Source organism: Nostoc sp. NMS9, assembly GCF_017114995.1.
In the GTDB taxonomy this organism is placed as follows: domain Bacteria; phylum Cyanobacteriota; class Cyanobacteriia; order Cyanobacteriales; family Nostocaceae; genus Nostoc.
This window is the reverse complement of the sequence record NZ_JABXKL010000032.1, coordinates 24,338-48,996: the sequence shown is the minus strand read 5'-3', so window position 1 is coordinate 48,996 and position 24,659 is coordinate 24,338. Positions and strand designations below refer to the sequence as shown.

The 24,659-nt window shown below is 41.7% G+C and carries 20 protein-coding genes and 2 pseudogenes; 15 read left to right on the top strand and 7 right to left on the bottom strand.

The window, feature by feature from the left end:
• Positions 1 to 13: 13 nt before the first annotated feature.
• On the bottom strand, positions 14 to 1,633 hold the full coding sequence (locus tag HWQ40_RS10955) for a ferredoxin--nitrite reductase (protein WP_292777621.1): 1,620 nt from the start codon (positions 1,631 to 1,633) through the stop codon (positions 14 to 16).
• 630 nt (positions 1,634 to 2,263) lie between these two features.
• Here HWQ40_RS10955 and HWQ40_RS10950 point away from each other — a divergent pair.
• The 4 genes and pseudogenes from HWQ40_RS10950 to HWQ40_RS10935 all read left to right on the top strand — a co-directional run bounded on the left by HWQ40_RS10950 (position 2,264) and on the right by HWQ40_RS10935 (position 7,298).
• Complete coding sequence (locus HWQ40_RS10950) at positions 2,264 to 2,677, top strand: ubiquinol-cytochrome c reductase iron-sulfur subunit (RefSeq protein WP_292777619.1); 414 nt, start codon at positions 2,264 to 2,266, stop codon at positions 2,675 to 2,677.
• Between the two features lie 52 nt (positions 2,678 to 2,729).
• The gene (locus tag HWQ40_RS10945) at positions 2,730 to 4,094 is read left to right on the top strand and encodes a HEAT repeat domain-containing protein (RefSeq protein ID WP_292778016.1); all 1,365 of its coding nucleotides are present in this window, start codon (positions 2,730 to 2,732) and stop codon (positions 4,092 to 4,094) included.
• Between the two features lie 1,500 nt (positions 4,095 to 5,594).
• Positions 5,595 to 5,723, top strand: a pseudogene (locus HWQ40_RS10940) (WGxxGxxG family protein); the annotation flags it as partial.
• 627 nt (positions 5,724 to 6,350) lie between these two features.
• The gene (locus HWQ40_RS10935) at positions 6,351 to 7,298 is read left to right on the top strand and encodes a LysR family transcriptional regulator (RefSeq protein ID WP_292777617.1); all 948 of its coding nucleotides are present in this window, start codon (positions 6,351 to 6,353) and stop codon (positions 7,296 to 7,298) included.
• A gap of 411 nt (positions 7,299 to 7,709) precedes the next feature.
• On the opposite strand, the gene HWQ40_RS10930 is transcribed toward HWQ40_RS10935, so the two are convergent.
• The 3 genes from HWQ40_RS10930 to HWQ40_RS10920 form a co-directional block, all read right to left on the bottom strand.
• Positions 7,710 to 8,111 carry a PIN domain-containing protein gene (locus HWQ40_RS10930; RefSeq protein WP_292777615.1) on the bottom strand — a complete coding sequence of 134 codons (402 nt, stop codon included), beginning with the start codon at positions 8,109 to 8,111 and terminating at the stop codon, positions 7,710 to 7,712.
• Entirely contained in the window at positions 8,099 to 8,239 is a 141-nt protein-coding gene (locus tag HWQ40_RS10925) for a hypothetical protein (RefSeq protein WP_292777613.1), read from the bottom strand. Before HWQ40_RS10925 ends, HWQ40_RS10930 begins: the two co-directional genes overlap by 13 nt.
• A 260-nt stretch (positions 8,240 to 8,499) precedes the next feature.
• The gene (locus tag HWQ40_RS10920) at positions 8,500 to 9,873 is read right to left on the bottom strand and encodes a DUF4157 domain-containing protein (protein ID WP_292777611.1); all 1,374 of its coding nucleotides are present in this window, start codon (positions 9,871 to 9,873) and stop codon (positions 8,500 to 8,502) included.
• A gap of 257 nt (positions 9,874 to 10,130) precedes the next feature.
• Between HWQ40_RS10920 and HWQ40_RS10915 the strand changes: the two genes are divergently transcribed.
• The 7 genes from HWQ40_RS10915 to HWQ40_RS10885 all read left to right on the top strand — a co-directional run bounded on the left by HWQ40_RS10915 (position 10,131) and on the right by HWQ40_RS10885 (position 17,466).
• The gene (locus HWQ40_RS10915; RefSeq protein WP_292777609.1) at positions 10,131 to 10,370 is read left to right on the top strand and encodes a hypothetical protein; all 240 of its coding nucleotides are present in this window, start codon (positions 10,131 to 10,133) and stop codon (positions 10,368 to 10,370) included.
• On the top strand, positions 10,370 to 10,894 hold the full coding sequence (locus tag HWQ40_RS10910) for a phage tail protein (protein WP_292777608.1): 525 nt from the start codon (positions 10,370 to 10,372) through the stop codon (positions 10,892 to 10,894). Before HWQ40_RS10915 ends, HWQ40_RS10910 begins: the two co-directional genes overlap by 1 nt.
• 23 nt (positions 10,895 to 10,917) lie before the next feature.
• Positions 10,918 to 14,280, top strand: coding sequence for a hypothetical protein (locus tag HWQ40_RS10905; RefSeq protein ID WP_292777605.1), 3,363 nt, complete (start codon positions 10,918 to 10,920; stop codon positions 14,278 to 14,280).
• Between the two features lie 33 nt (positions 14,281 to 14,313).
• The gene (locus HWQ40_RS10900) at positions 14,314 to 14,871 is read left to right on the top strand and encodes a hypothetical protein (RefSeq protein WP_292777603.1); all 558 of its coding nucleotides are present in this window, start codon (positions 14,314 to 14,316) and stop codon (positions 14,869 to 14,871) included.
• Positions 14,872 to 14,950: 79 nt separating this feature from the next.
• Positions 14,951 to 16,684 (top strand): VgrG-related protein, encoded by a 1,734-nt coding sequence (locus HWQ40_RS10895; RefSeq protein WP_292777601.1) that lies wholly within the window; start codon positions 14,951 to 14,953, stop codon positions 16,682 to 16,684.
• 35 nt (positions 16,685 to 16,719) lie between these two features.
• Complete coding sequence (locus HWQ40_RS10890; RefSeq protein WP_292777598.1) at positions 16,720 to 17,217, top strand: PAAR domain-containing protein; 498 nt, start codon at positions 16,720 to 16,722, stop codon at positions 17,215 to 17,217.
• 84 nt (positions 17,218 to 17,301) lie between these two features.
• The gene (locus HWQ40_RS10885; protein WP_292777596.1) at positions 17,302 to 17,466 is read left to right on the top strand and encodes a hypothetical protein; all 165 of its coding nucleotides are present in this window, start codon (positions 17,302 to 17,304) and stop codon (positions 17,464 to 17,466) included.
• Between the two features lie 47 nt (positions 17,467 to 17,513).
• Here HWQ40_RS10885 and HWQ40_RS10880 read toward each other — a convergent pair.
• Positions 17,514 to 17,702 (bottom strand): annotated as a pseudogene (locus HWQ40_RS10880) (IS630 family transposase); the annotation flags it as partial.
• A gap of 168 nt (positions 17,703 to 17,870) precedes the next feature.
• Between HWQ40_RS10880 and HWQ40_RS10875 the strand changes: the two are divergent.
• The 4 genes from HWQ40_RS10875 (at position 17,871) to HWQ40_RS10860 (ending at position 22,936) form a co-directional block, all read left to right on the top strand.
• Complete coding sequence (locus tag HWQ40_RS10875; protein WP_292777594.1) at positions 17,871 to 18,281, top strand: GPW/gp25 family protein; 411 nt, start codon at positions 17,871 to 17,873, stop codon at positions 18,279 to 18,281.
• A 96-nt stretch (positions 18,282 to 18,377) separates the two neighbouring features.
• Positions 18,378 to 20,576, top strand: a complete 2,199-nt coding sequence (locus HWQ40_RS10870; RefSeq protein WP_292777592.1) for a putative baseplate assembly protein — start codon at positions 18,378 to 18,380, stop codon at positions 20,574 to 20,576.
• Positions 20,577 to 20,634: 58 nt separating this feature from the next.
• Positions 20,635 to 21,666: a phage tail protein gene (locus tag HWQ40_RS10865; RefSeq protein ID WP_292777589.1), complete on the top strand. Its 1,032-nt coding sequence runs from the start codon at positions 20,635 to 20,637 to the stop codon at positions 21,664 to 21,666.
• A 70-nt stretch (positions 21,667 to 21,736) separates the two neighbouring features.
• Entirely contained in the window at positions 21,737 to 22,936 is a 1,200-nt protein-coding gene (locus HWQ40_RS10860) for a DUF4159 domain-containing protein (protein WP_292777587.1), read from the top strand.
• A gap of 16 nt (positions 22,937 to 22,952) precedes the next feature.
• Here HWQ40_RS10860 and HWQ40_RS10855 read toward each other — a convergent pair whose 3' ends face one another.
• Both HWQ40_RS10855 and HWQ40_RS10850 read right to left on the bottom strand, forming a co-directional pair.
• Positions 22,953 to 23,267, bottom strand: coding sequence for a hypothetical protein (locus tag HWQ40_RS10855; protein ID WP_366933954.1), 315 nt, complete (start codon positions 23,265 to 23,267; stop codon positions 22,953 to 22,955).
• Positions 23,268 to 23,346: 79 nt separating this feature from the next.
• Entirely contained in the window at positions 23,347 to 24,618 is a 1,272-nt protein-coding gene (locus HWQ40_RS10850; RefSeq protein WP_292777584.1) for a hypothetical protein, read from the bottom strand.
• Positions 24,619 to 24,659: the final 41 nt, after the last annotated feature.

Genomic DNA, 24,659 nt, shown 5'->3' with positions numbered 1-24,659 from the left:
CCCCAGATAAGCACTAGCAATTGCTAACTACTAAGGCTTCTTTGTTGAGTTTTGCCCCAAAGTTTTTGATGAGTAAGTCTTGTAATATTGGTTGCAAGTCTTCGCATGGTATGCCTTTGATGACGCAAGTACCCAAATGAGCATCTTTGCCAACTTTGCCGCCCATATATATGTCAACACCTTCCAAGGTTTTGCCATTTTTGCGAGTTTTAGTTCCCATCAAGCCGATGTCTGCAACTTGAGGCTGTCCGCAGGAGTTGGGACAACCTGTCCAGTGAATTCGCACTGGTTTGGTGAAGGTTAACTCTTCTTCTAAGACTTTAATCATTGCCAGGGCGCGGTTTTTGGTTTCGATGAGGGCAAAGTTGCAAAATTGTGCGCCTGTGCAAGATACTAGCGATCGCGTCAGCAAACCTGGATCAATAGAAAATCTTTCCAGCAAAGACTCTGTTAAAAATGTTGCTAAACGTGAGTCAGCAATATTGGGTATAACAATGTTTTGCTCAACTGTGAAACGGATTTCGCCAGTGCCGTAAACTTCTGCTATACGAGCGATTTCAAACATATCTTCGGCATACAACCGACCGACAGGAATGTTTAAACCTGCGTAATTTAATCCTGCTTGTTTTTGTTTATATACCCCAATGTGGTCGCGTTTTTCCCAGTCGATTTCGTCTTTTGCTGCTGCGGGTAATAATGATTTACCCAAACGGTTTTCTACTTCTGCTCGAAACTTATCTAAACCCCATTCATCGATTAGCCACATCAAGCGCGATTTTTGCCGATTAGCACGTGGCCCATGATCACGAAATACTTCCAAAACCGCTCTACATACAGCTACTACATCTTCGGGAAGTACCCAAGCATTCAGAGGAATCGCCGCCTCACAGCGTTTAGCTGAGAAAAAGCCACCGACTAAAACATTAAACCCGAAAATTTTGTGTTGGGAATGGGTAGAGGGGAAATTTTGCTCCTCTGCTCCCCTGCTCCCCTGCTCCCCTGCTTCTTGAAACGCTGGTACAAAAGCCAAATCGTTAATTTCAGCGTGAACTGAATTGTCTCTTCCACCTGCGATCGCAATATTAAACTTCCGTGGTAAGTTGCTAAATTCTGGGTTTCCTTCCCCTTTATTGGTGAGCATATCTTGAATTTGCTGTACCAACTCTCGCGTGTCGTACAACTCATCTGCATCTAACCCCGCCACAGGATCGCCTGTAATATTGCGGACGTTATCCATCCCTGACTGCACAGTGGTTAAACCAACTGCGTGAAATCTATTAAAGATATCTGGTAAATCTTCAATCCTAATCCCCCGTAATTGAATATTCTGTCTGGTAGTAATATCAGCGCAACCATCATCACCGTAACGCTGCACTACTTGGGCCAAAACACGCATCTGGCTGCTGCTAAGGATACCATTAGGCATCCGCAACCGCATCATAAACTTGCCTGGGGTAACTGGGCGAAAAAACACGCCTACCCATTTGAGTCGATGATCGCGATCTGTTTCGTTCATCGCCTCCCAACCCAGGGCGGCAAATTTCTCTATCTCACTCTTGATGGCAAGTCCATCTTTTTCTGCTTTTAATTTCTCGAACTTATTAAGGCTAGTGGTAGTTGCTGTGTCTGTCATGAGGCTGAATCTCGTTGCAAATTACTGATATGATCGGGAACTGTGGTCGTAATTTCCCAATACCAATCAATCCGTAGTTACATCAGGTGCTGTATCTACGAGGGTTAGGGAATAAAAACTTAATATTTAATTACGGCTGATTATTTTTACTCAAGAACATTCCAACGCGAAACTTCAAATCTGTGGTTAGTTAAGGAGAATTTGTTGCCATTTACATCTTGGGAATTTGTCAAGCAGGTTTAGATAATGTTCATGTAACAATTTCGATACTCATAACTTAAGGCGAGATTTTTGTTAAAATCGTATAAATTGTTACGTTTTTTGGGAAAATTAGCCAAAAACGCATGAATATTATGCATTTTTTACATTAAAGTCACCAATGAACGATGTAGAACCCTTAATCAACGGTATTTGAGATGACTGAAGCAATTTTGGATCGCCATAGATTAGATATCTTGCAAAACTCCCTAACACCCCACCCCTTAATCCCCTTAGTAAGGGGAGGGCAGACAAAGCATAGCTTTGGCGAGGTGGGGTTCTTATTTGTGATTGATGCAAAAGGTCTATTAATCTAAAATCCAAAATTGAATGGCAGATGTTAGCTAAAACTTAGATATTATTTCAGTAGCTATGAAACGTCGTGATTTTATTAATTGGGTAGGTTTGGGCTGGATTGCGACTTCTCTACCTGTAGCGATCGCAGCTTGTTCTTCTCAAACAACTCCAGCATCTAAAGATTGGCAAACAGTAGGTACATCAGCAGATTTAGATAAAACAGGTCAATTGCTGGCAAAAAACTCACCAGCTGGAACTGTGTTGGTAGTCGGCACATCTAAAGCCGGAAATCTAACTGCTGTTGACCCTACGTGTACTCATGCAGGTTGCACTGTAGAATGGAAAGCTGATGCAAAAAAATTCGCTTGTCCCTGTCATGGTTCAGAATATGGGGCCGATGGTAAAGTGCAAAAAGGCCCAGCGACAAACCCCCTGAAAACTTACGCCGCCAAGATTGAGGGTAATTCGGTTGTAGTCAAACCAACTTAGTGGAGGCAGGGGGCAGGGGGCAGAAGGTAGAAAATGATAATTAAAGCAAGATATTGTGAGTAACATCAAACAGCTTTTGGTGCAAGCCGAGGCAGCATATTATGCAGCTGATTGGTCATCACTAATTCAATATTTGCAACAGTTAATTTTAGGGACAGACTCGGAAGATCCAGAGATAGTTAAAAATCGAGAATATCTTCTGAAATTAACACTTTCCATGTTAGAGACGGGGGATTTTCAACAACGCTGGGAAATTACCAAAGTGTTGACTCACTTGGGAAATATTGCCATCCCACCTCTAATTGAAATATTAGAAGATGAAGATGCAGAAGAAGAATTGCGCTGGTATGCAGCAAGGACTTTGGGCGAATTTCAACACCCAGAAGCGATCGCGTCAATAGTTGAATTATTGAAAAATGATGAGGATGAAGAACTCAAAGCGATCGCAGCTACAGCACTGGGACAAATGGGTACTGTTGCTATTGCTTCACTAACTGAACTTCTATTAGATGAAAATACACGATTGTTAGCAGTGCGATCGCTTTGTTGTATTCGGCAACCAGAAACCATCACGCCGCTGTTAAGTGTAGTGCAAGATCCACAAGCAGCAATCCGCGCCGCCGCAATTGAAGCTCTCAGCAGTTTTCATGATGAACGTGTACCGCCAGTATTGTTAAAAGCTTTGGATGATACAGCCGCCACTGTGAGGCGTGCAGCAGTGCTTGGTTTAGGTTTTCGCCCCGACTTACACCAAGCATTAGATTTAATAACGAGACTGCAACCTAAACTTTACGACTTTAACCTTGATGTTTGTTGTGCAGCCGCAGTTACCCTTTCTCGGATTGGTAGTGATGACGCTGCCAAATACTTATTTGATTTGCTGATTTCACCGCAGACACCAACAACGCTGCAATTAGAAACCATCCGCGCTTTAAGTTGGGTAGAGACGTTATCTAGTTTGGAATATTTGCAAACAGCACTGAATCAAAGTACATCAGAAACAGTGTGGCAAGAAATTATCACAGTTTTGGGAAGAGTGCAAAAACCCCAGTTAACTAAACCAGCGGCAGAAATCTTACTGCAAATACTGCGATGCCTTTCCTGCGGAACGCTACGCGAACGGCGAGCTTTTCCACAAGACGCTCCGCGAACGCTAACGCAACATCCAGCCACAGAAATTGTCAGCATCAAAAGTGCGATCGCCTTATCTTTAGGACAGTTAGGCGAAATGCAGGCAATTGAACCATTGATTTCGCTGTTAGGCGATTCTAATGCATCGGTGAGACTACATGTGATCGCAGCACTGAAAAATCTGAATGAGGAAGCCACACATCAACAATTGCAGCAGTTAGCAAATAATGATGCAATCACACCAGATTTAAAACAAGGAATAGCGATCGCTTTAGCCGAATGGTAAATTTCAGTGTCAACTTTTAATCGCGTAGCGTCTCGTTAGCGTGGTAACAGAGCTTCTTGTACTGAGCGACTTGCCCTGACTTATACTGAGCGACTTGTGCCGAGCGAAGCCACAAAAGTATTCCTTAAGTCTAAAGTAAGACACACCTGGAGTATGAAGTTATAAGTTCTCAGGTGAAATAATATTGTGAAGTATTCTTAATACAGTTTAAACCGCTAGCAGCATCTGGGTGTTTAGAGTTTTTAGTTCATTTTTACCCAAATAAACTAAAAGCTGATGTCAATAAAGTAATTATATTCATTCAAGTGAAAATCCTGCTTAACTTAGCGATCGCTTGTGCTTCTTAGATAAGTCGGTTTATCTAATTACAAATTCTAGAACGTTGAATTTTCTCACACTTATAGACTAACCTAACTTCAATGCCAAATTAATTCCTGCGATATAAGTGGTTTTACTCTTATGGTAGAAGTCTGACGAAAAACTAACAATTATGCTATCTAGCAGTAACAAAATGATTCACAATAAGTAATTAAATAAAAATAGGATGGATAGAAATAAATGTAATAATATTTAGTTTCTATATTGAACAAGCGACTTGGTTCGTGAGTTCCTAATCCTGAAGTAGTAATTACTGATTATGAGTTATTTTGCTTAATGTGACGAATAGTAAGTTGTTGTGGTATTTTCAAATACTTTCAACTTTTCCAGAAGAAGCTAAGTAAAACACTCTTCAATCTGTCTTGTCATAATTTACCTAATTTACCAGTGGATTGAAGAGACAATATTGCTTTTGTAAATCAATCAACCATACAAATCTAGAAAATAAAAGGAACCATAAGTATGAAGCCTTTCGATTTATCTAAAGCCGTTTTAGCTACTGTATTTGCCATCAGTTTCGCTTCTCTATCTTTACCTCCTTCAGTTTCCGCCCAAAGTGGAGGATCGGGTAGCGGAAGCTCCGGCAGCGGAAGCTCTAGTGGTAGCACTGGCTCAGGTACAGGTGCTGGAGCTACAGGCACAACGGGCACTGGAACTGGAACAATGGGCGCTGGCACAACAGGTACTGGCACAACGGGCACTGGAACAACAAGCACTGGAACAACGGGCACTGGAACAACAGGTACTGGAACAACGGGCACTGGAACAACGGGCACTGGAACAACAGGTACTGGAACAACAGGTACTGGAACAACGGGCACTGGCACAACAGGTACTGGAACAATGGGCACTGGCACAACAGGTACTGGAACCACAGGCGGTGGTGGTACAACAGGTACTGATTCCACAACAGGTACTGGAACCACAGGCGGTGGTGGTACAACAGGCACTGATTCCACAACAGGTACTGGAACAACAGGCACTGGCACAACAGGTACTGATTCCACAACAGGTACTGGAACAACAGGCACTGGCACAACAGGCACTGATTCCACAGGCACAGGCACTGATGCCACAGGTACTAACAGAAATACAGGCGTCACAACTTCCGAAAGAACTAGCGATCGCGGTTTCGATTGGGGTTGGCTAGGTTTGCTTGGTCTAGCTGGTTTAGCAGGACTACGTAATCGCGAAAAAGTCCGCGCTTATAGCGATCCTGATGAAGTAGCAGGTTCTCGCTCCAGAAAATAGTATTCACCACACTCTAGGAGGGCACAGATGTAGTTTGTGCCCTTTATGTCTTTTGCAAATCTGACGCGATCGCAGCTGTATCCGTAAGTTGTACAAAACCAACCTGACCAACGGTAATATTCAGGTAATTGAGAATCGTTTAAAGCTTTCAAAACTAGGATAGGTGAAGTTTCACAAGTCTCAAGATATTGCTGGAAAGCTTGTAAACGTTACCATCAGCCGCACTTTCTCTGGTAAATATATTCCTAGTATGATACGAGGTTCAAATGATTACTTCATGTCGATTAGAAACCGCTATATAATCTGTCGCATAATGATGAAGTGAAACACTGATAGTTCGCTAAGGCTGAACTATCAGTTTCTGTAATCATAGGAAAGCGCCTCAGAGCGATACCGTTAAAAATATTATCTAAAAATTCATATATTTCAGCAGAAAATAGTCAATTATTTTTTTGGCGAAATTTACCGAAAAAATCGGTGCAAAGCGCATCATTGACGACAAAGGCGGTAAAATCTGATTTACTTAAATGTAAATCAGAGAAAAAACCTGTAACAAACTCTACTAAATTGTGGATAAAAATCCGTTAACTTTATAAAACTGATAAATGTAATTCAGGCTACATAAAAATGCGCCTAGAGCAGTTGCAAGCCTTTCTAGCGATCGCCCAAACCGGCAGCTTTCAACAAGCAGCGCGAACATCTGGTGTTACCCAATCGACGATTAGTCGCCAAATCCAAGCATTAGAAGCAGATTTGGGGATAGAACTGTTTCACAGATGCACTCATGCCAAACTGACGCTAGCAGGTGAACGTTTGTTACCCCGCGTCCGCAAAATTTGTCAAGAGTGGCAGACTGCTACAGAAGAATTAGCCGATTTAATCGCCGGAAAGCAACCAGAACTTTGCATTGCCGTGATTCACTCCCTATGTGGATCTTACTTACCACCAGTGTTGGAAAAATTTTGTCATGATTATCCAGATGTGCAATTGCGGGTGACTTCATTGGGAAGCGATCGCGCCCTGAAAGTCCTCAAAGATGGATTGGTAGATTTAGCAATTGTGATGAATAATCGCTTTTTAACCACTAGTAGAGAAATGGTGGTAGAAGTACTTTATGAAGAACCTATAGAAGTTTTAACCGCAGTCAATCATCCACTGGCACAATATGAATTCGTCCCTTGGTCGGAGCTAATTCGTTATCCCCAAGTGGTTTTTAAAGATGGTTATGGGATGCAACGCTTAATACAAGATAGATTTGAGCGGATGGAAACTACACTCCAGTCGGCTTTAGAGGTAAATACCTTAGATGCCTTCCGGGGAGTCGTGCGCCAAGGGAAATTGATAGCTTTGCTACCTCAATCAGCATTACTGGAAGCTCGTCTTGACCCTACCCTGGCGATTCGTTCTTTAGCCAGTAATAATACAAGTGGTTTAGCAGATGGTTCCAGTTTAACTCGGCGGGTAGTTATGGTAACAACTCAAGACCGTCTGCAAATTCCCCCCATCAAACATTTTTGGCAACTCGTGCTAGAAAATATTCCATTGCAAATTGACCAGCAGCGATCGGCTTCGTGAACATCATTAATCGGAGTACCAGCAAGAATATAAGGGGATTCCAAAAAATAAATTATCCCAAATTATTTGTACATTTGTCCTTAAGTTGACACCAATGCACAAATGTAAACCCCTACGATAGGATGTTTTTTTCGCTGGAAGTCCCTAAACAGCAAATGTTAATAAAATCAGAATCTGAGGCTTTATAATTCAGAAACTCTCATTGGAATCGCAGCAAAAATATTGCTCGTCACTAAAAGATAAGCAAAACTTGCCAATTCTTTCATCGAATTAGAGATAGATTCACATTAATTAGGATACAGCGATCGCATTTCCAACACAATTTATCGAAAGTCTAAATTTTCAGGAACCCGATTCTATAGTATCGGGCGATCGCACTTTGCGGATCTCTTAGAGATCACACTACCCATCCTAAATCATTAACAAAGTTGCTAATTCTGGGTATTGACGGAAAAACCCATCAATGCTGGCTAATTTCGCTTGATATTCAATGGCTGTGGCGATAATAATTCTGTCAAAAGGATCTCGATGAATGGGTGATAAATTAACAGCACTTGACGCGATCGCCGGAGTCAAGGGTAAAAGCGATATTCCTGAAGGTGATAAGGCTTCCTGAAACCATTGATTCACCGGACTTGGTAATAATAAACGTCCTCTTTGTTGGGCTAAAGCTACTTCATAACAGGATACTGGCGAAATTCCAACCTGATTGGCTGTTGCTATTATTTCTAACCAAGAACAAGGAAATTGATCTAATTCTCGATTAATATACCAAATCCAGATATGAGTATCTAGAATAATTATTTCAGACATTCCCAATCTTGGTCATTAACAAGGGGATTTACCAAGTCTCCTAATGTTTTTCCCTTACCAGCAATTAAGGGTGAAGGTTGACGGCGTTTTTGGGGTTGGGGTGGGATCTCTTCTAGAATTGAGATCATAATTCGAGCGGACTTAAGAGGGGGTTTTTCGGTTAACCACGTTATTTGACCATTTTCATAAAGGGCTTCGTATTGCATAGGTTGAGCGATCAATCTTTGCAATATTATAACGGTGATTTGTTAGGTTTCGTTCCTCAACCCAAGCGACAAGAACGCGATGGCTACGCCCGCCGCAGGCATTGCACTACCGCTAACGCACCCTACAAGATCGGGCGATCACTTGACTTTTAAGACTGTCGCTACAAGATCGGGCGATTGCACTAACCCATTCTTTGCGGCTGGCTCTCAGCACCGTGGGCGTGAAATATATGAATATGATATGTTTCATTCTGAAGCTCACAGTTATACTTCAGTTGACCATAAAGCTGATTACTTTGCTCAAACCCTTGCCCTAATAAAATACTCTGGCCTTGCCCCAGTTGAATCTCATTGAGGCGGTGTTCACAGATAGTCCTCAGTTGGTCTTGTGTATAGCCGTGTGCTGTTGCCCTAGCACTAAATGTGTACTGCCGTCTTCCCGTCTCCGCATCGAGTCGCTGGATTGCAGGTTGCATAAGCGATGTAGTCGAGTTCAAGATGGACTTAGGGGCAAGTTCACGTGCGTTACTTACTGGGGGCTGTTTAGTGGGTTGTGCACGCAACACCGCTCCCCCATTCTGCTGCACAACATGGGTCAACTCATGCGCCAACAACTCCTGTCCACCCCGACTCCCAGGATTATATTCTCCCTGCCGAAAGAAAACATCTTGTCCCGTCGTGAAAGCACGCGCCTGAATTGAGCGATTCAACTGGTCAGATTGACGATCCGTGTGAACCTTCACCCCACTGAAATCTGCGCCAAACGCCTGTTCCATCGGTTCTCGGATATTGTTTGCGATCGCCTGTCCACCACCTCTTGCTTGGTTAATGGACACTTCCAGGTCAGGTACAGCAGCCATCCCAGCCTCACCCTGACGCTGCACCATCGGCTTCATCTGCAACTCTTCCTCATCCTCTGGCACTTCTTCTCGTTGCAGTGTGCTAATGTCGAGAGATTTCATCTGCAACTCTTCCTCATCCTCTGGCAATGCTTCTCGTTGCAGTGTACTAATGTCGAGAGATTTCATTTGCAATTCTTCCTCATCCTCTGGCAATGCTTCTCGTTGCAATGTGCTAATGTCCAGAGGTTTCATTTGCAATTCTTCCTCATCCTCTGGCAATGCTTCTCGTTGCAATGTGCTAATGTCCAGAGGTTTCATTTGCAATTCTTCCTCATCCTCTGGCAATGCTTCTCGTTGCAATGTGCTAATGTCCAGAGGTTTCATTTGCAATTCTTCCTCATCCTCTGGCAATGCTTCTCGTTGGATAGACTGGCTATTTACAGGTTGCGCCATTCTTTGCATTACCTGCTGTGCGACGCTATCAGCTTCCTGTTCGTAAATGTCCCCAGGCTGGCTAATTGAGAGTTTTGTTTGGATACGCAGTGGTATGCGACTGATATCGTGAGTAACTGGCTTATGGAGTGGTTGTATTTCAGGAACCGCTTGGCGTGAAATTGCCGACGACTCCAAACCAAAGCCGCGTGTCGGGTGTTTCAAGGATGGGATTGAGAAGCCTGTAGTAGTTTTTTTCTGCCGACTGACGTGTTCTCTCATTTTCTTCTCCAGATGCCCAAGCAGTAGCTAGATAAATATTTTACTGTTACTAACATCTAGAATACTGCGATCGCACTCGTAACACAATTTGTCGAAAGTCTAAATTTTCAAGAACCCAATTTTATAGTATGGGCGATCGCACTCACAACACAATTGTTCAAAAGTCTGAATCCAGGTAAAGGGCAAGTTCGACTTTTGGCTACTTTTGATTCTGATGCAGTACCTTTAGCCTGGATTCTAGGAGAGGTTTTTTATTTATGAACTCAAATCAGCAAAAAACTTTTTTCACGTTCGATGGAGATGTTGGCGGTACTCCTGGCTACGCCGGGGTTTCAGTGACTTCTGATGCTAGGATTGCGGCTAAAACAGCAAGCAAATACCTCAATGATTCACTGCTGCTGAACCAACTCACAGAGCAGGTGTATAAACTTTTGCTAGAAGATATGCGATCGCAACGAGAAAGGCTAGGTAATTATAATTCCCAAAGGTGGTTGTGATGGCTACAGGCGCTAATAACGGCAACATTACTCATGAATTAAATTATGTTACTACTAATCGTTTCTACGTAGAGATAGATAGTTCTATTGCTGCCTCTTTCGCTGAATGTACAGGATTAAGTATTCAAATTAAGAAAAATGTTTTTCAGGAAGGTGGTGTCAACGACCAACAAAGAATTTATTTAGGTCATACAGAATTTGCAGACATAACTCTTAAACGTGGAGTTACCGACCATCCAGGTTTTTGGAACTGGATGAATGCAGTTTTTGATGAACAAAAGAAAACATCTCGACGCAATGTCAATATTTTGATTTTCAATCAAGCTGGTGAGACAATGATGAGTTGGACTTTGATTGGTGCTATTCCTATAACTTGGAAAACACCTGCACTCCAAGCAGATGGTAAGGCAGTTGCCATTGAAGAATTAACTTTAGCTTATGAAGGTTTACAAGTTGCAAGAGCTACAGGAGGAGGCACTTCTGTACAACGGAATCAAAAAAGCGGATATTTCGTTTCTAGCTAATTGGCTATTTTTCAACGATAACTATGCAAATTATTCAATCTCCATTAGGAAACAATATTCATCCACTTGGGGTAATATCATCTTTATCCACTCCTGATAGAATGGTATTGAGAAAACAGTCTCATTTTCTGCATTCACGAAGTAATTTTATTAGTCCCAGACAAACTCAAGTACCATTAGTTACATCGTCTAAATTTTTCTTATCTCGTGAACATGAACCATCGATACAACCATTAATAGGTTGGGATAGTTGGGATAATCAAGATATAAATAGTGATTTGGCATTACTGGAATCTGATTATTTGGATTCAATAGCTCTACCCGAAAATAGTCATGTTAATAATAGTGAACTAGGAAATGACAGTATTCCAGAGATACTGCCAAATCGGATTGATAAAAAAACGAGTGATGATACTTGGCAACAACTAAATATTAAAGATAAAGATAAAGATAAAGGTAAAGGTAAATCTAAATCAAAAAAAATAAATAAATCTCAAAAGCCACTTGAAAAAAAATCCAAATCCAAATCTAAAAAAGCAGTCAAATCATCTGTGGCTAGTAATATTGCTCAAAGCAATGTTACTATTAACGCTCGTGAAGATAGATTGTTAGCATCAGATGAGCCTCTGTCTGTTGGGGCTAATTTGGAAATACCCACATTGCAACTGGATAATACTGTCGTTGATAATTATCTAGCTTTGCCCTCAGCGCTTACCTCTCCCAATCTTGATGATGCACCTACTTTACTTTATCCTTTGGCAAATGATGAAAATACTGTAGGGGCGCATATTGCTGTACCTAATTCTGAGTCTTTAGGCGCAAAAAATCCTATTGCAATACAGCAAGAAATTGATTCCAGTGTTTCCTCTGAATCTCCAGCAAGTATACCTGTTCAGTTAACACCTACCTCAGCTGATATTGAAGACACACCTAGTTTATTCAGAAACTCTGATAATAATGAAACGTTAGTAATTTCAGAGTTACAGTCTGCTATGGTGGTTAATGTCTCAGATGTCTCAGCAAATCTCACTTCACTGCAACGTGACAGCTATCTTGAGAGTACTAATAGCAAGTTTACAGAAAGTCAGCCCATTTTAGTATCACCTGAGATTGTTGAAACACCAATAATTACCGCCACATCATCAGAGATTGGTGAAACTGCGATCGCACCACTTACCACCACATCACCTGAGATTGTTGAAACACCAATAATTACCGCCAGATCATCAGAAATTGGTGAAACTGCGATCGCACCACTTACCACCACATCACCTGAGATTGTTGAAACACCAATAATTACCGCCAGATCATCAGAAATTGGTGAAACTGCGATCGCACCACTTTTCGCCACATCACCTGAAATTGGTGTTTCACCAATAATTAGTACATCATCAGAGATTGGTGAAACTGCGATCGCACCACTTACCACCACATCACCTGAGATTGTTGAAACACCAATAATTACCGCCAGATCATCAGAAATTGGTGAAACTGCGATCGCACCACTTACCACCACATCACCTGAAATTGTTGAAACACCAACAATTAGTACATCACCTGAGATTTATGAAACTGGGATCGCACCACTTTTCGCCACATCATCAGAGATTGTTGAAACACCAACAATTAGTACATCACCTGAGATTTATGAAACTGGGATCGCACCACTTTTCGCCACATCGCCTGAGATTGTTGAAACACCAACAATTACCGCCAGATCATCAGAAATTGGTGAAACTGCGATCGCACCACTTTTCGCCACATCACCTGAGATTGTTGAAACACCAGTAGTTAGCGCCATATCATCTGAAATTGGTGAAACTTCTATCGCACCACTTTTTGCCATATCACCTGAGATTGTTGAAGCACCAACAATTATCTCTACATCATCAGAGATTAGTGAAACTGCGATCGCACCATTTACCGCCATATCACCTGAGATTGTTGAAACACCAGTAGTTAGCACCATATCATCTGAAATTGGTGAAACTGGGATCGCACCACTTTTCACCACATCACCTGAGATTGTTGAAACACCAATAATTACCGCTACATCATTAGAGATTGGTGAAACTGCGATGTCTACGACGGGCTACGCCAACGCACCACTTTTCGCCACATCACCTGAGATTGTTGAAACACCAATAATTACCGCCACATCACCTGAGATTGTTGAAACACCAGTAGTTAGTGCTACATCGCCTGAAATTGGTGAAACTGCGATTGCACCACTTTCCGCCATATCATCCGAGATTGTTGAAACACCAATAATTACCGCCACATCATCAGAAATTAGTGAAACTGTGAGTATTTTCAGGAAAATTATTGACAATGAACAAATAGTAGAATCAGAATTTACCTCTGCGGTAACAAATCCTGAAATATCAACCTTTGTTGATACCTCAGATAATCTAACCTCTCCACAAAATGAGGTAAGCAGACCACCTCAAGTTGAGCAAAATGCGATCGCAGAAAATTTGCCAGCACCTAAAGGTTATGCTACTGGTGGTCATGTTACAGACTCCCACGTTGAAAATCGCCAGCAGATAGCACCCTCAGATACAGTACCTGCAATGCTTACACCTGGAGAGTTTGTGATTAATACTAGGGATGCACAGAAGAATCTACCCCTACTACATCACATCAACACGGGTGGAACACCGCAAGATATTATTCTTCCAAGTTTACAGACACCCAATCCCACAGAACCAGAAGCAACAATTTCTCCAGAGACTCCGACTAAAGTCGATTCTTTTCCAGACACTTCATTACAACTAAAAAGCGCTGAGACTGATTCACCAGAGATATCCAATTCTTTAATTCCTTCTTCCTTGGGGTTGAATATTAGTAAACAGAGACTTTCGATACTCAATTCTCCAGAGATTCATACCCTTCACAATGAAACAATTGATGTAGGTGAATCCTCACCCCAATACTCATCGCCTCCCCTGATTTTCCGAAAAGCAAATTCCACGACTCATACACCTTCCCAATGGTCAAACACACCTTCTCAATGGTCAAATGTGGAAGATTTACTAAATGGAAACGATCGTGAATTCACTAGCTTTAATTTTAATGATGGAGAATCTAATAGCCAAAATTATGAATTTTCTCATGTTTCAGAATCGCCACAAATTTTTGCTAAATACCTTCCTTCACCTAGAGGCTTTGTTAATGGTGGAGAAGTTACTCCACCCGACATATCTAGAGAAATAGCACCGTTAACTGAGACGATAGAGAGTGCATCCTCATTTTCTCAAGAAGATGATAAAGATGATACGGCTGATATTGAAGCTCTAGCTCGTGAAGTTTATAGCAGATTACGGCAACGAATAGAAATTGAGCGAGAACGGCATGGCGGTTACTCAGGTCGATTACCTTGGTAAATTATCATTTAATAATTTTAGGAGAATATTCAAATGGCAAGTCCAGCAATTATTGTTATTCAAAAACGTCAACCGCAACTTGAGAAAGCCAAACTTGTAGCTTATAACGGTGAAGCGCCAGATATTGAATTAATGTTTAATCCTACAGATATTAGTTTCGCTCGAACTGTTAAGTGGGAAAGTAAAGATGGTAATAGAGGAACGAATCTACTTCCAAAAGTAAACTTTTCTGGCGTTGAACCTTACAAATTCACACTCAAACAATTAGTTTATGATACTTATGAAACGAAAGAATCGGTGATGAAAAAATATATAGATACAATCAAGCTAGGTGTAGAAACTATTAGTAAAGCAACTGATAAACGACCACCTGTTTATATATTCACGTGGGGGAATGAGTATTTTTATTGTGTAATCACGAGTTTAACCTACACTTTAAATATGTTTTTGAGTGATGGTACACCAGTCAGGGCACTAGTAGATATAGCCTTGCAAGAAGTAGATAAGAATAACCTTCCTGGAGGACGTGAATCTGCTTCTAAAGGCGATGCTCGTGAGACAGATCAAAAGGGTAAAACACTGATTAAGTAAAAAAATAAAGTGATAAATTAGTATTTACTTTGTCATTAAAGGCTGCTCTGAACATTTCATAAGTTATCAAAGAATAGTTATGCCTCCTAAAAAAAGCCTTTATTTAAGCGAACCTAAAATACAGATAGATGGAAAACAAGCTTCTCCTGAATTAATGAAGGATTTGTTGCAAATCACAATCGAAGAAAGCCTTCATTTACCAGCAATGTTTACGCTAGTAATCCATAACAGCTATATTCCTGCATCTGACCGGACAGAAAACAAAGCTTGGCGACATGAGCCTTTATTTAAAATTGGGAAAAAAGTGAAGTTGGGTTTTACTTCGAGTACTACTCTAGATAATAATTTTCAAGAGGAGGTAGGAGAATTCCTCATTGAAGGCGAAATCACAGCGATGGAAGTTCACTTCAATGAAAAATCTGAAGCTGATATCATTGTTCGTGGTTATGATATTTCTCATCGTCTGCACAGAGGTCGTTATAATCGTTCTTTTTTAAATGAAACTGATAGTAGTATAGTCAAGAAAATAGTTCAAGAAGTAGGTATAAGACCTGGCAATATAGAACCAACTGGTGAAGTTCATAAGTATGTCTTCCAAGAAAACCAAACTAATATGGAATTTTTGCGAGAAAGGGCTGCTCGCATTGGTTTTGAGTTATTTATTACAGAGGAAAAACTAAATTTTTGCAAACCAAAAAGTCAGGAAGCTCTATCACTAAAATGGCTAGTTGATATTAATAAATTTAGTACCCGCGTTACCAGTGCTGAACAGATAAGTTCTGTAGAAGTACGCGCCTGGGACTATACCCAGAAAAAATTGATTAGTGGAACAGCCAAGAAAGAGAAGCAAATAACTGAGACAGGTAATAAGCTAGGAAGTAGTACTAGTAATGCATTTTCTAATCTTAAATCTCCCAAAATGATTGTTGTAGATAAACCTGTTGCCAGCAAAAAACAAGCAGAGACTATGGCTCAGGCTTTGTGTGATGAACTAGGAGGAGAATTTGTTTATGCAGATGCCAAAGCAGAAGGGAATCCTGAGATTCGTCCTGGACGGGTTATTAATCTTGAGGGTATGGGCGATCGCTATAGTGGTAAGTATTATGTTACAGAAACACGCCATTTCTTCAGTCAGCGCGTTTATGAAACTTATTTCAGCGTGCGGGGACTGCGTTCTGGGAGCTTATTCACAACTCTATCTCCAGAAAAACGTCTACAGCCATCTGAGACTTTATTAGTAGGAATTGTGACTGATAACAAAGACCCAGAGGCATGGGGTAGAGTCAAGGTTAAGTTTCCCACTCTCACAGAAGAACATACAAGTGACTGGGCGAGAGTTGTAGCTGTGGGAGCAGGCCCAAATAGAGGTTTTGACTGTTTACCAGAAGTAAACGATGAAGTTTTAGTAGGTTTTGAGCATGGCGATATCCACCGTCCCTACGTTATTGGCGGAGTATGGAATGGTAAGGATGCACCACCGGAAAAGGTAAGGGATTCAGTTACAAGTGGTGTAAGATTACGTACCATTAAAACTCGTGTAGGTCATACTCTACAGTTTGTCGAAGAAGATAAAGGAAGTAGTAAAAAAGGTATTCGCGTAGAAACTGAATACGGTCACAAAATATATCTTAATGACAGTCAAAGGTGCATAGAGATTGAAACCAAAGGCGGTCATAGAATCAAAATGGACGATATGGCTAAATCTGTTTCAGTGAAATCAACAGGTAATATGTCATTAGATGCTGCTGGCAATATCGACATTTCAGCCAACGGTACGATTACAGTCAAAGGTGCATTGATTCGCCTTAATTAATTCGTAATTCGTAATAAACACAATAGGAGGTTGTGATGGGTAGACCAGCAGCAAGAATTACCGACAATGTGGCGCACCCCTTACCCCCAGTCTTAACAGGGGGGCCGGGTAGTCCCAATGTGTTGATTGGGTCTTTACCTGCGTGGCGGGGCGTACTTGCCGCCGCAGTACCAGGTTTGCAGTCCGCCAAAACATCTTCTGATATAGCTATCAAAGCGGCTGAGGCTGCTACCCTAGCGGCGGCTGGTACACCAGGGGCACCTGCTGCCTTAGCCGCCGAACAAACTACAAAGGCAACAGCATCAGCTACTATGGGTAATGCGATCGCTGCTGCTGCTGCTGGTGCTGATATTCATAATTGCGCCACACCTTTACCTTTACCTCCGCACGGGCCTGGGGTTGTGATTGACGGTAGCCAGACAGTACTGATTAACAATCTGCCTGCCTCTCGGATGGGCGACACTGTTTTAGAAGCATTAGGGCCGCCGAATAAAATTATCAAAGGTAATCCCACTGTTTTGATTGGCGGCTGATTGGAGAGGCAGGGGGCAGGGGGCAGGGGGCAGGGGGCAGGGAGAGTTAGAATCTCTTTCATCCACCTTTGACCTTTGAACTGGATGGATGAATCCACCTCAGAACTCCGTTCATCCACCTTTGAACTGGATGAATCCACTTCAGAACTCCGTTCATCCACCTCGCAACTGGATTCATCTATCTTAAATGGAGCAAGAGGACTCCCGGTAAACTTCGTTGTACCGGGAGATGAATTGCGACCAACATAAAACGAACGAAAAAGCGAATCATATCATGTCCGGGTAATGACTTACGATTAAGCGCCAGTTTGAAGCCACCAATGAAAAGCCGTTAAGCCACGGATTAAATCTGGCTGTTGAAGTAAAGATTGACACCGATAAAATAAAACATTCTCTAAATCATGGAGTGTCTCAAAAGATTGATTAGCAATTGGTTCGTCTACCAGAGTCCACAGCCTTTCTGCCGGCTGTAATTCAGGTGAGTGATATCAAGTCCGGCTAATCACTTATGATTACCGCATTTGTACAAAAATCGGAAAAGCCTCTTTCCCTCTGCCCCCGCCTCCTTAACCTCGACCTTTGGAGAATAGGCTTAAACCTTGTCTGTCGATATCTTTGAAGATATCCATGTAACATCTATCTAAGTGCCAGATATGGTTTACGGTCGTCAACGAGCCTATTTGGGAACAGGTTGGGCTTATCCACTGCATTTAAGTGTGCAAGGTGGCATACAACTTAGCCGTGAAGATCAAAAAGTTAAAGAATCTATTTGGATTATCCTCCGCACGGGTGTAGGTGAGCGGGTTTATCGACCGACGTTTGGTTCGCGCTTGTCGGAACTGGCGTTTGCACCTTTGAATAGCGATACCCTACTGCGAATCCGTCTTTATGTTTTGGAAGCTTTAGAAGTTTGGGAACCACGCATTACTATCGATGAAGTTGTCACCGATCCTGACCCTATGCGTGGCAGAGTAGACATCATCATCAATTATCGGCTCAAAGACGGCCCCGATATTTATAGTTTTGTTTATCCTTATTATTTGGTATCAGCTGGAGAAGAATAGTGATACCAATTCAAAATTCAAAATTCAAAATTAAGAAAGCTAAATTTCATCTGGGTTTCTAGGCTTGTATCTGTCACATTCTTTTTTTAAATTGGTATGAACTTTGATTTTTTACCGAAATTACCTTCTTCCAACTTAGACGATCGCGCCTTCGATGATTTGGTGGAAGAATGTATTATGCGTATTCCTCGCTACTGTCCAGAATGGACTGACCACAATCTCAGCGACCCAGGAATTACGCTAATTGAGTTATTTGCTTGGTTAACTGACCAGATGTTGCTCAGATTCAACCAAGTACCCCGAAAAAATTATGTTGCTTTCCTAGAATTACTGGGTATCCGTCTCCAGCCTCCCGCCCCAGCCCGCACGGAATTAACTTTTTATTTAAGCGCTGCACTACCTGAAGCCTACACGATTCCCGCAGGATTAGAAGCCTCAACTATCCGCACTGAAACTACAGAAGCGATTACCTTCAGCACAGATTCTCCTCTAATTATCGGCAACCCCCGCATCCAACACTTCTTAACTGCCCAAACCACCGAAGATATTCCCCAATCTCTGCGCGAAAGAGTCACAACTTCATGGACTCGTCAATCTAACGGTTACTGGACAGGTAATGAACAACCGATTTTTGAAGAGGAACCCCAGTCTGGTAACTGCTTTTATTTAGCAATTAATTCTGACGATCCTTTAGACGCTAATGTTTTAGAAATTATTTTCCAAGGGGCTGCGGCTACCCCTGCTGGGATTAACCCCAATCAACCACCCCGGAGGTGGGAAGCCTGGGATGGGGAAAATTGGCAGCCAGTTTTATTGCAGGAATTAGATGATAAGACTCGCGGTTTCAGTTTTTATGAAATCGCCCAAGAGGGTGAAAATCCCTCGCAAGGTGCAGAGGTACGTCTGCATTTACCTCAAATTTGGCCTGTGGCTAATTTTACCTCTTACCGAGGTCGCTGGTTGCGCTGTAGCTTTATTTCTACACAAACCAATGAATCTGGTTACAATCGTCCACCACGAATTACTGGTTTAGCAGTGCGTTCAATTGGCGGTACTGTTAGGGCTAGCCATAGTACGCTGATTCAAGATGAGCGATTGGGAATTAGTGATGGTACACCCGGTCAAAGTTTCCAGTTACAAACAGCACCAATTTTAGAACGCCAAGAAAATGAGTATATTTTAGTTACTCCTGCTGGTGGTTTGCCTCAAAAGTGGACTGAGGTGAGAGATTTTGCTGATTCTGGTCCGCATAACTTTCATTACACTATCGATTCGATCGCTGGTACAGTCCAATTTGGGCCGCTGATTCGGGAACCTAGCCAACTTAAACAACAAACACAGGTGCGAGGGCGAATCCAGCAACCATCACTAGATGACACATCTGTACAAGTTCTGGAAAATAACCAGTCGGAACATCAATATGGGGCGATTCCTCCCCGTGGTGCAGAGATTAGGATGGTTTCTTATCGTACAGGCGGTGGTAGAGAAGGCAATGTTCAAGCTGGGGCAATTCAGTTTTTGAAGTCTGCATATCCATACATTGCTAGTGTGGTCAATCGTGTACCAGCAATCAATGGTGCAGATGCCGAATCGCTAGAACAGGCTGTGATGAAGGCTCCCCGCATCCTCCGCACACGCGATCGCGCCGTCACTGCTGAAGATTTTGAAGTTTTAACTCAACAGGCGGGGAATGGTGCGATCGCCCGCGTCCGTTGTTTGCCAGCAAATTCTCGGAGACAAGCTGGTATAGTTAGTTTGCTGGTAGTTCCTTATGCAAATACAGATGCGATCGCCCAAGGCAATGGCATGACACCAGAACAATTTGCCCTCAGTAATGCCCTGCAAGAGCAAATTTTGAGTTATTTAGATGAAAGACGGTTATTAGGGGTACAAGTAGAGTTACAAGAACCAAATTACGTAGGTGTTTCGGTACAGACAGAAATTGCTTTAGAGCCAGCATACAACAACCCTTTTGCCAGCGAGGAAGTTCGCCGGAATTTAAGGCGATCGTTGTATAAATATTTAAATCCCTTAACTGGAGGAATGGACGGTAAAGGTTGGCCATTTGGGCGACCAGTTTATACATCAGATATTGTAGCCTTACTCCAACAAACCCCAGGCGTGCGTCATTTAGGCCCCGTTCTGCTGTTTCCCATCCGCAAGCAAGGAGAAAATTGGAGACGACAACCATCCCCAGAACAATTGATTGATCCGGGATCAGAAGGTTTGATATGTTCCTGGGCTGATACAAATCTGCGTTCAAATCACGACATCCAAATCATTCGTAATTCGTAATTTGTCATTTGTCATTTGTCATTTGTCAGTAGTTATTCTCCTTACAATCAACAATCCTATGGTTCAAAGTCGCTCTAGTCCAGCTGTAAGCATTCAATTAACGCCAATGCAAATTCCCGAAGCTTTACCTGTGGCAGGTTTAGCATTTGCAAATGCAGAAAACATCGATGTAGCTGGACGTAGTTTGCTCTTGCATCCTGGACATCTCAGCGAGATGATTGTGCAAGTGCAAAACTTAGAACAACGTCCTTTGCGAGTAAGCTTAAGCGTTGAAGGGAACTTTCCATCTCAGTGGTGTCAGATTGGTACAGAAGGCAGTGAGATACCACCTCGCGGACAAATGGATGCTGTTCTCTACTTCTCAATTCCTGACACATTTTTTGAAGACCAAGAGGCAATTTCCCCTGGAAAAAAAGACAAACTAACACTCAATTTTCGCAGCCTAATTACCCTACATATAGACCCAGGCACGGACAACGAACAAATCGAAAGAAGCGAGTATTTCGATTTATACATCCGTCCCTACACTGCCTACATGAAATTCTTGCCAATTTTGTATCGAGAAGTGGACTTTATTGGTCGCTTCATGAAGATATTTGAGCAAGCTTTTCAACCAATAGTTGATAGTTATAACGTCATGTGGGCAAATCTCGATCCCTTGACAGCACCGCAAGCATTACTACCCTTTATGGCTCATTGGGTTGCTTGGCAAGTAGATTCTGTTTGGGATCTCCAGCAACAGCGGCGTTTAATTCGCCGAGCCGTAGAACTTTATCGCTGGCGAGGAACTCGTAAAGGATTACGTCTCTATTTACATCTTTATACTGGTTTACCGCTAGACGAACATTTACCAAATGAAGCTGATAAACATATTAGTATTACAGAACCTTTTGGCCCAAGTTTCATTATAGGAGACGCACAACTTGGAAATGCAGTTTTAGCAGGTGGACAACCATATCATTTTATAGTACGTTTGCGCTCAAATATTTCTAGTGGCATTATCAACGAAGAACTTATTCAAAGAATAATAGAACAAGAAAAACCTGCTTTTTGTACATACGAATTATCCATCGAGAATCCCACTAATTAAATAATTCGTAATTAAGTAAAATTAAACAGACTTTTAATCCAAAATCTAAAATCCAAAATCTAAAATTCCTATGTCCCATCCTTTCCCACCACCACCAATTAAATCCTTTGAACGCTTGCAAGCCGCAGACGGCTTACTAATTAATGCGGAACGTTGGCGCACGGCCCATGAATATCACCGTAATCGGCAAAATGCTCAATATCAAAGTTTAAACCAACCAGGAATTGTCTGCGGTTTAGGTGTGCGAGATGTGACTGCCCCAAGCCAAGTAGAAGCTAGATATCGAGATGGACGTTGGGTACAAATTCAACCTGGTATTGCAATTGATTTAGCAGGTAATCTAATTGTTGTACCAACTTCTTATGATTTTCCCATTGATCTAGAAGTAGTAAGTTCTGAACCGCTCATGATCTACTTAGTAGTTAGCTATGTAGACCCTGATGAATTGCGGCGCGGACAGCAAAGAGATGTTGTTCAAGAAACTTATCGAATTGACCAAATAAACTCTACACCAGCTAGTTCAGAAATAGAAATATGTCGAATACTTCTGCAACCAGGACATACTGACATTACCCAACCTGCGGATGCTTTCTTTCCTGGATATAATAATATTGATTTGCGTTATCGTCGTCAGGCACAAATGCGTCCTCAAGCACTTGTATGTATGGCACAGGCGACTCATAACGATCCCGAATGTGCGCGTAATTTTTTCAGCCTTTCATATTTATTACAAGCAGTAGAACCCCTATACCCAAGTTTGCGAGGAGCTGATGAACCAGGTCAGGTTTCTTTAGCAGAAAATATCCAAGACTATGACATCCTTTATCTCACAGGTGGACAAGCAATTTCTTTAAATAGTCTCGAATTTGAATCCCTCAGAAATTACTTAAATTTAGGTGGTGTACTTTTAGTTGATGCGCCAACAAATGCTAATCCTTTAATTGAGAGTACTCAAGCCTTGGCACAACAGTTAGAGAGTCCTTTAAGACCTTTAGAAGAATTGCAACGGAGTCATCCTTTAAGGACAAAACCTTTCTTATTTGCTGCCTTGCCAATGGTTAATCAACAGCAGATAAAACTGTTAATCGGTGGAGGAATTATTTTATCAATTGGAGATTTAGCAACTGCTTGGGGACTGGATAGAGATTTGAGTTTACCCAGATTGACCATTCGTACAGCTCAGGAATTAGGGATTAATATTCTTCACTATGCTTGGAAGCGGCGACAGTTAATTGGGTTGCAACAGGAAGATAATTCAGGGCAGTGGTGAAAGCCAAGCAGATACATCAGAATTCACCATCGGAACGCGTGTTGCAAACAAACTGGAGACATTTTTCAAAGTCATCGCCTTGCCAGTTGCTAGCAAATTTCAGCAAATCTTTAGCTTTGGAGCGGCGCTGCATTGCTTCCCCATCTTGGATAGAGGCATCTGCTAGTTTAATACCAGAAGCATTTTTTCTAATTTTGAGGTATTCGAGATAGTCGAGGGTTTGCTCTAAAATCGATTCTGGAGCGGTTTTGATCGCAGCAAGGAGCTGTTCGTTAATAGTAGTCATGGGGACACTGGAGGATTGATTCTGGATATCTTGATTCTTCATCATTTCCTACCGTTGTTTCTAAAACCGAAAATAGCGATCGCACTAACTTAACGATACCACCAAGGTCTTAAAATGATTGACTTTATTTGTTTGCGATCGCACTATTATTTTTGTCGTGTTCAAGTTCTCTCATTAGAGAATCAAAACCACTGGTATTGTTTCCACTTTGGGCAAATAAAGACCGAATTTTATTGATGATCGCACCCATACTATTGGAGAAAAACCGACCAAGATTATTAACAAAGTTTTTCAGTTTTTCAAATATCGCAACCTCTACAGTGGAATACTTATTGACAATTGGATATACAATTTTTCCTTTTTCTGTTTGATAGTATTCTTGTTCAGGCATCAACATTGATGTGAGTGGTTGCACCTGTTTTGCCATATCAGCTTCGGTTCGTTTATTGCTGAGGAATAAAACATCATAAATTTTTCCATTCCAGCTAGCCCAATAATGGTTTTGGAAAAACCATCGTTTCCCGTCATCACAATTAGGCTTTTTCCCTTGGTATGGGGTAGCCCCAGCTTCACTCAAAAAAGGTTTAGCGATACTTTCAATTGTTATTTTTTCAATGCCAAAATATTCTTCTGCAACTTTTTTAAAAGCACGGGCTAATGTCTGACAATCTCCTTCTGGAGAGCCTTTTAAGAGTGTTTCTGGACTCTTGCTCACCATTGTGTATTGAAATTGGATATTTACAAAGTTTTTGAAAAGTTGTTCCAGGATTTTATCTTGTGGTAATGTGTCATCTATACCATTTACTAGTGTTTTGGCTAGCGAATATTCTTGTAAAAATTTTTGTTTTTTATCTGCTGAGTTATTTACTGCTAATATTTCTTTAGACTTTGCTTGTTCGTTCTTATTCGCTGGTAAAGTCGTCTGCTGTGCATCCTGGTTTTGCAGAGTAGATCGATTAATTTGGTTGACTACAGAAGTAGCAACACTATCCGCCTCTTGCTCATATCGATCTCCTGATTGACCAATAGTCAGTTTTGGCTGTATTTCTCCTATTGACACACTATCAGCACGTTTGATCGCCATTTTGCTCAGGTGATGACCAAATTGCGAAGAGTGTTCCTTCCCTTGCTGCAAAGACTCATTCATCTTTGTTTGCAATACAGTGAGTCGCTCTTGTCCCTCTGGCGTGATCGTGCCATGCTTGGCTTGTATTTGGAGTTTTGTTGCCTCAAACTGATATTGTCGAAATTTCTGATTTTCTACCTTTGCCTGTACTATAGGCTTGTTGGAGACAAGTTGAGAGTGAGTAGTTAATAAATGCGATTGCAACTGACTTTGCTCTGACGAATAAGCGGATGAGTCAGCTTTTTTGTGGATTTGTAGCCGTTCTTTCATCGCTAGTTTCAAAAGTCAATAGTGGGTAATCTATATATTAT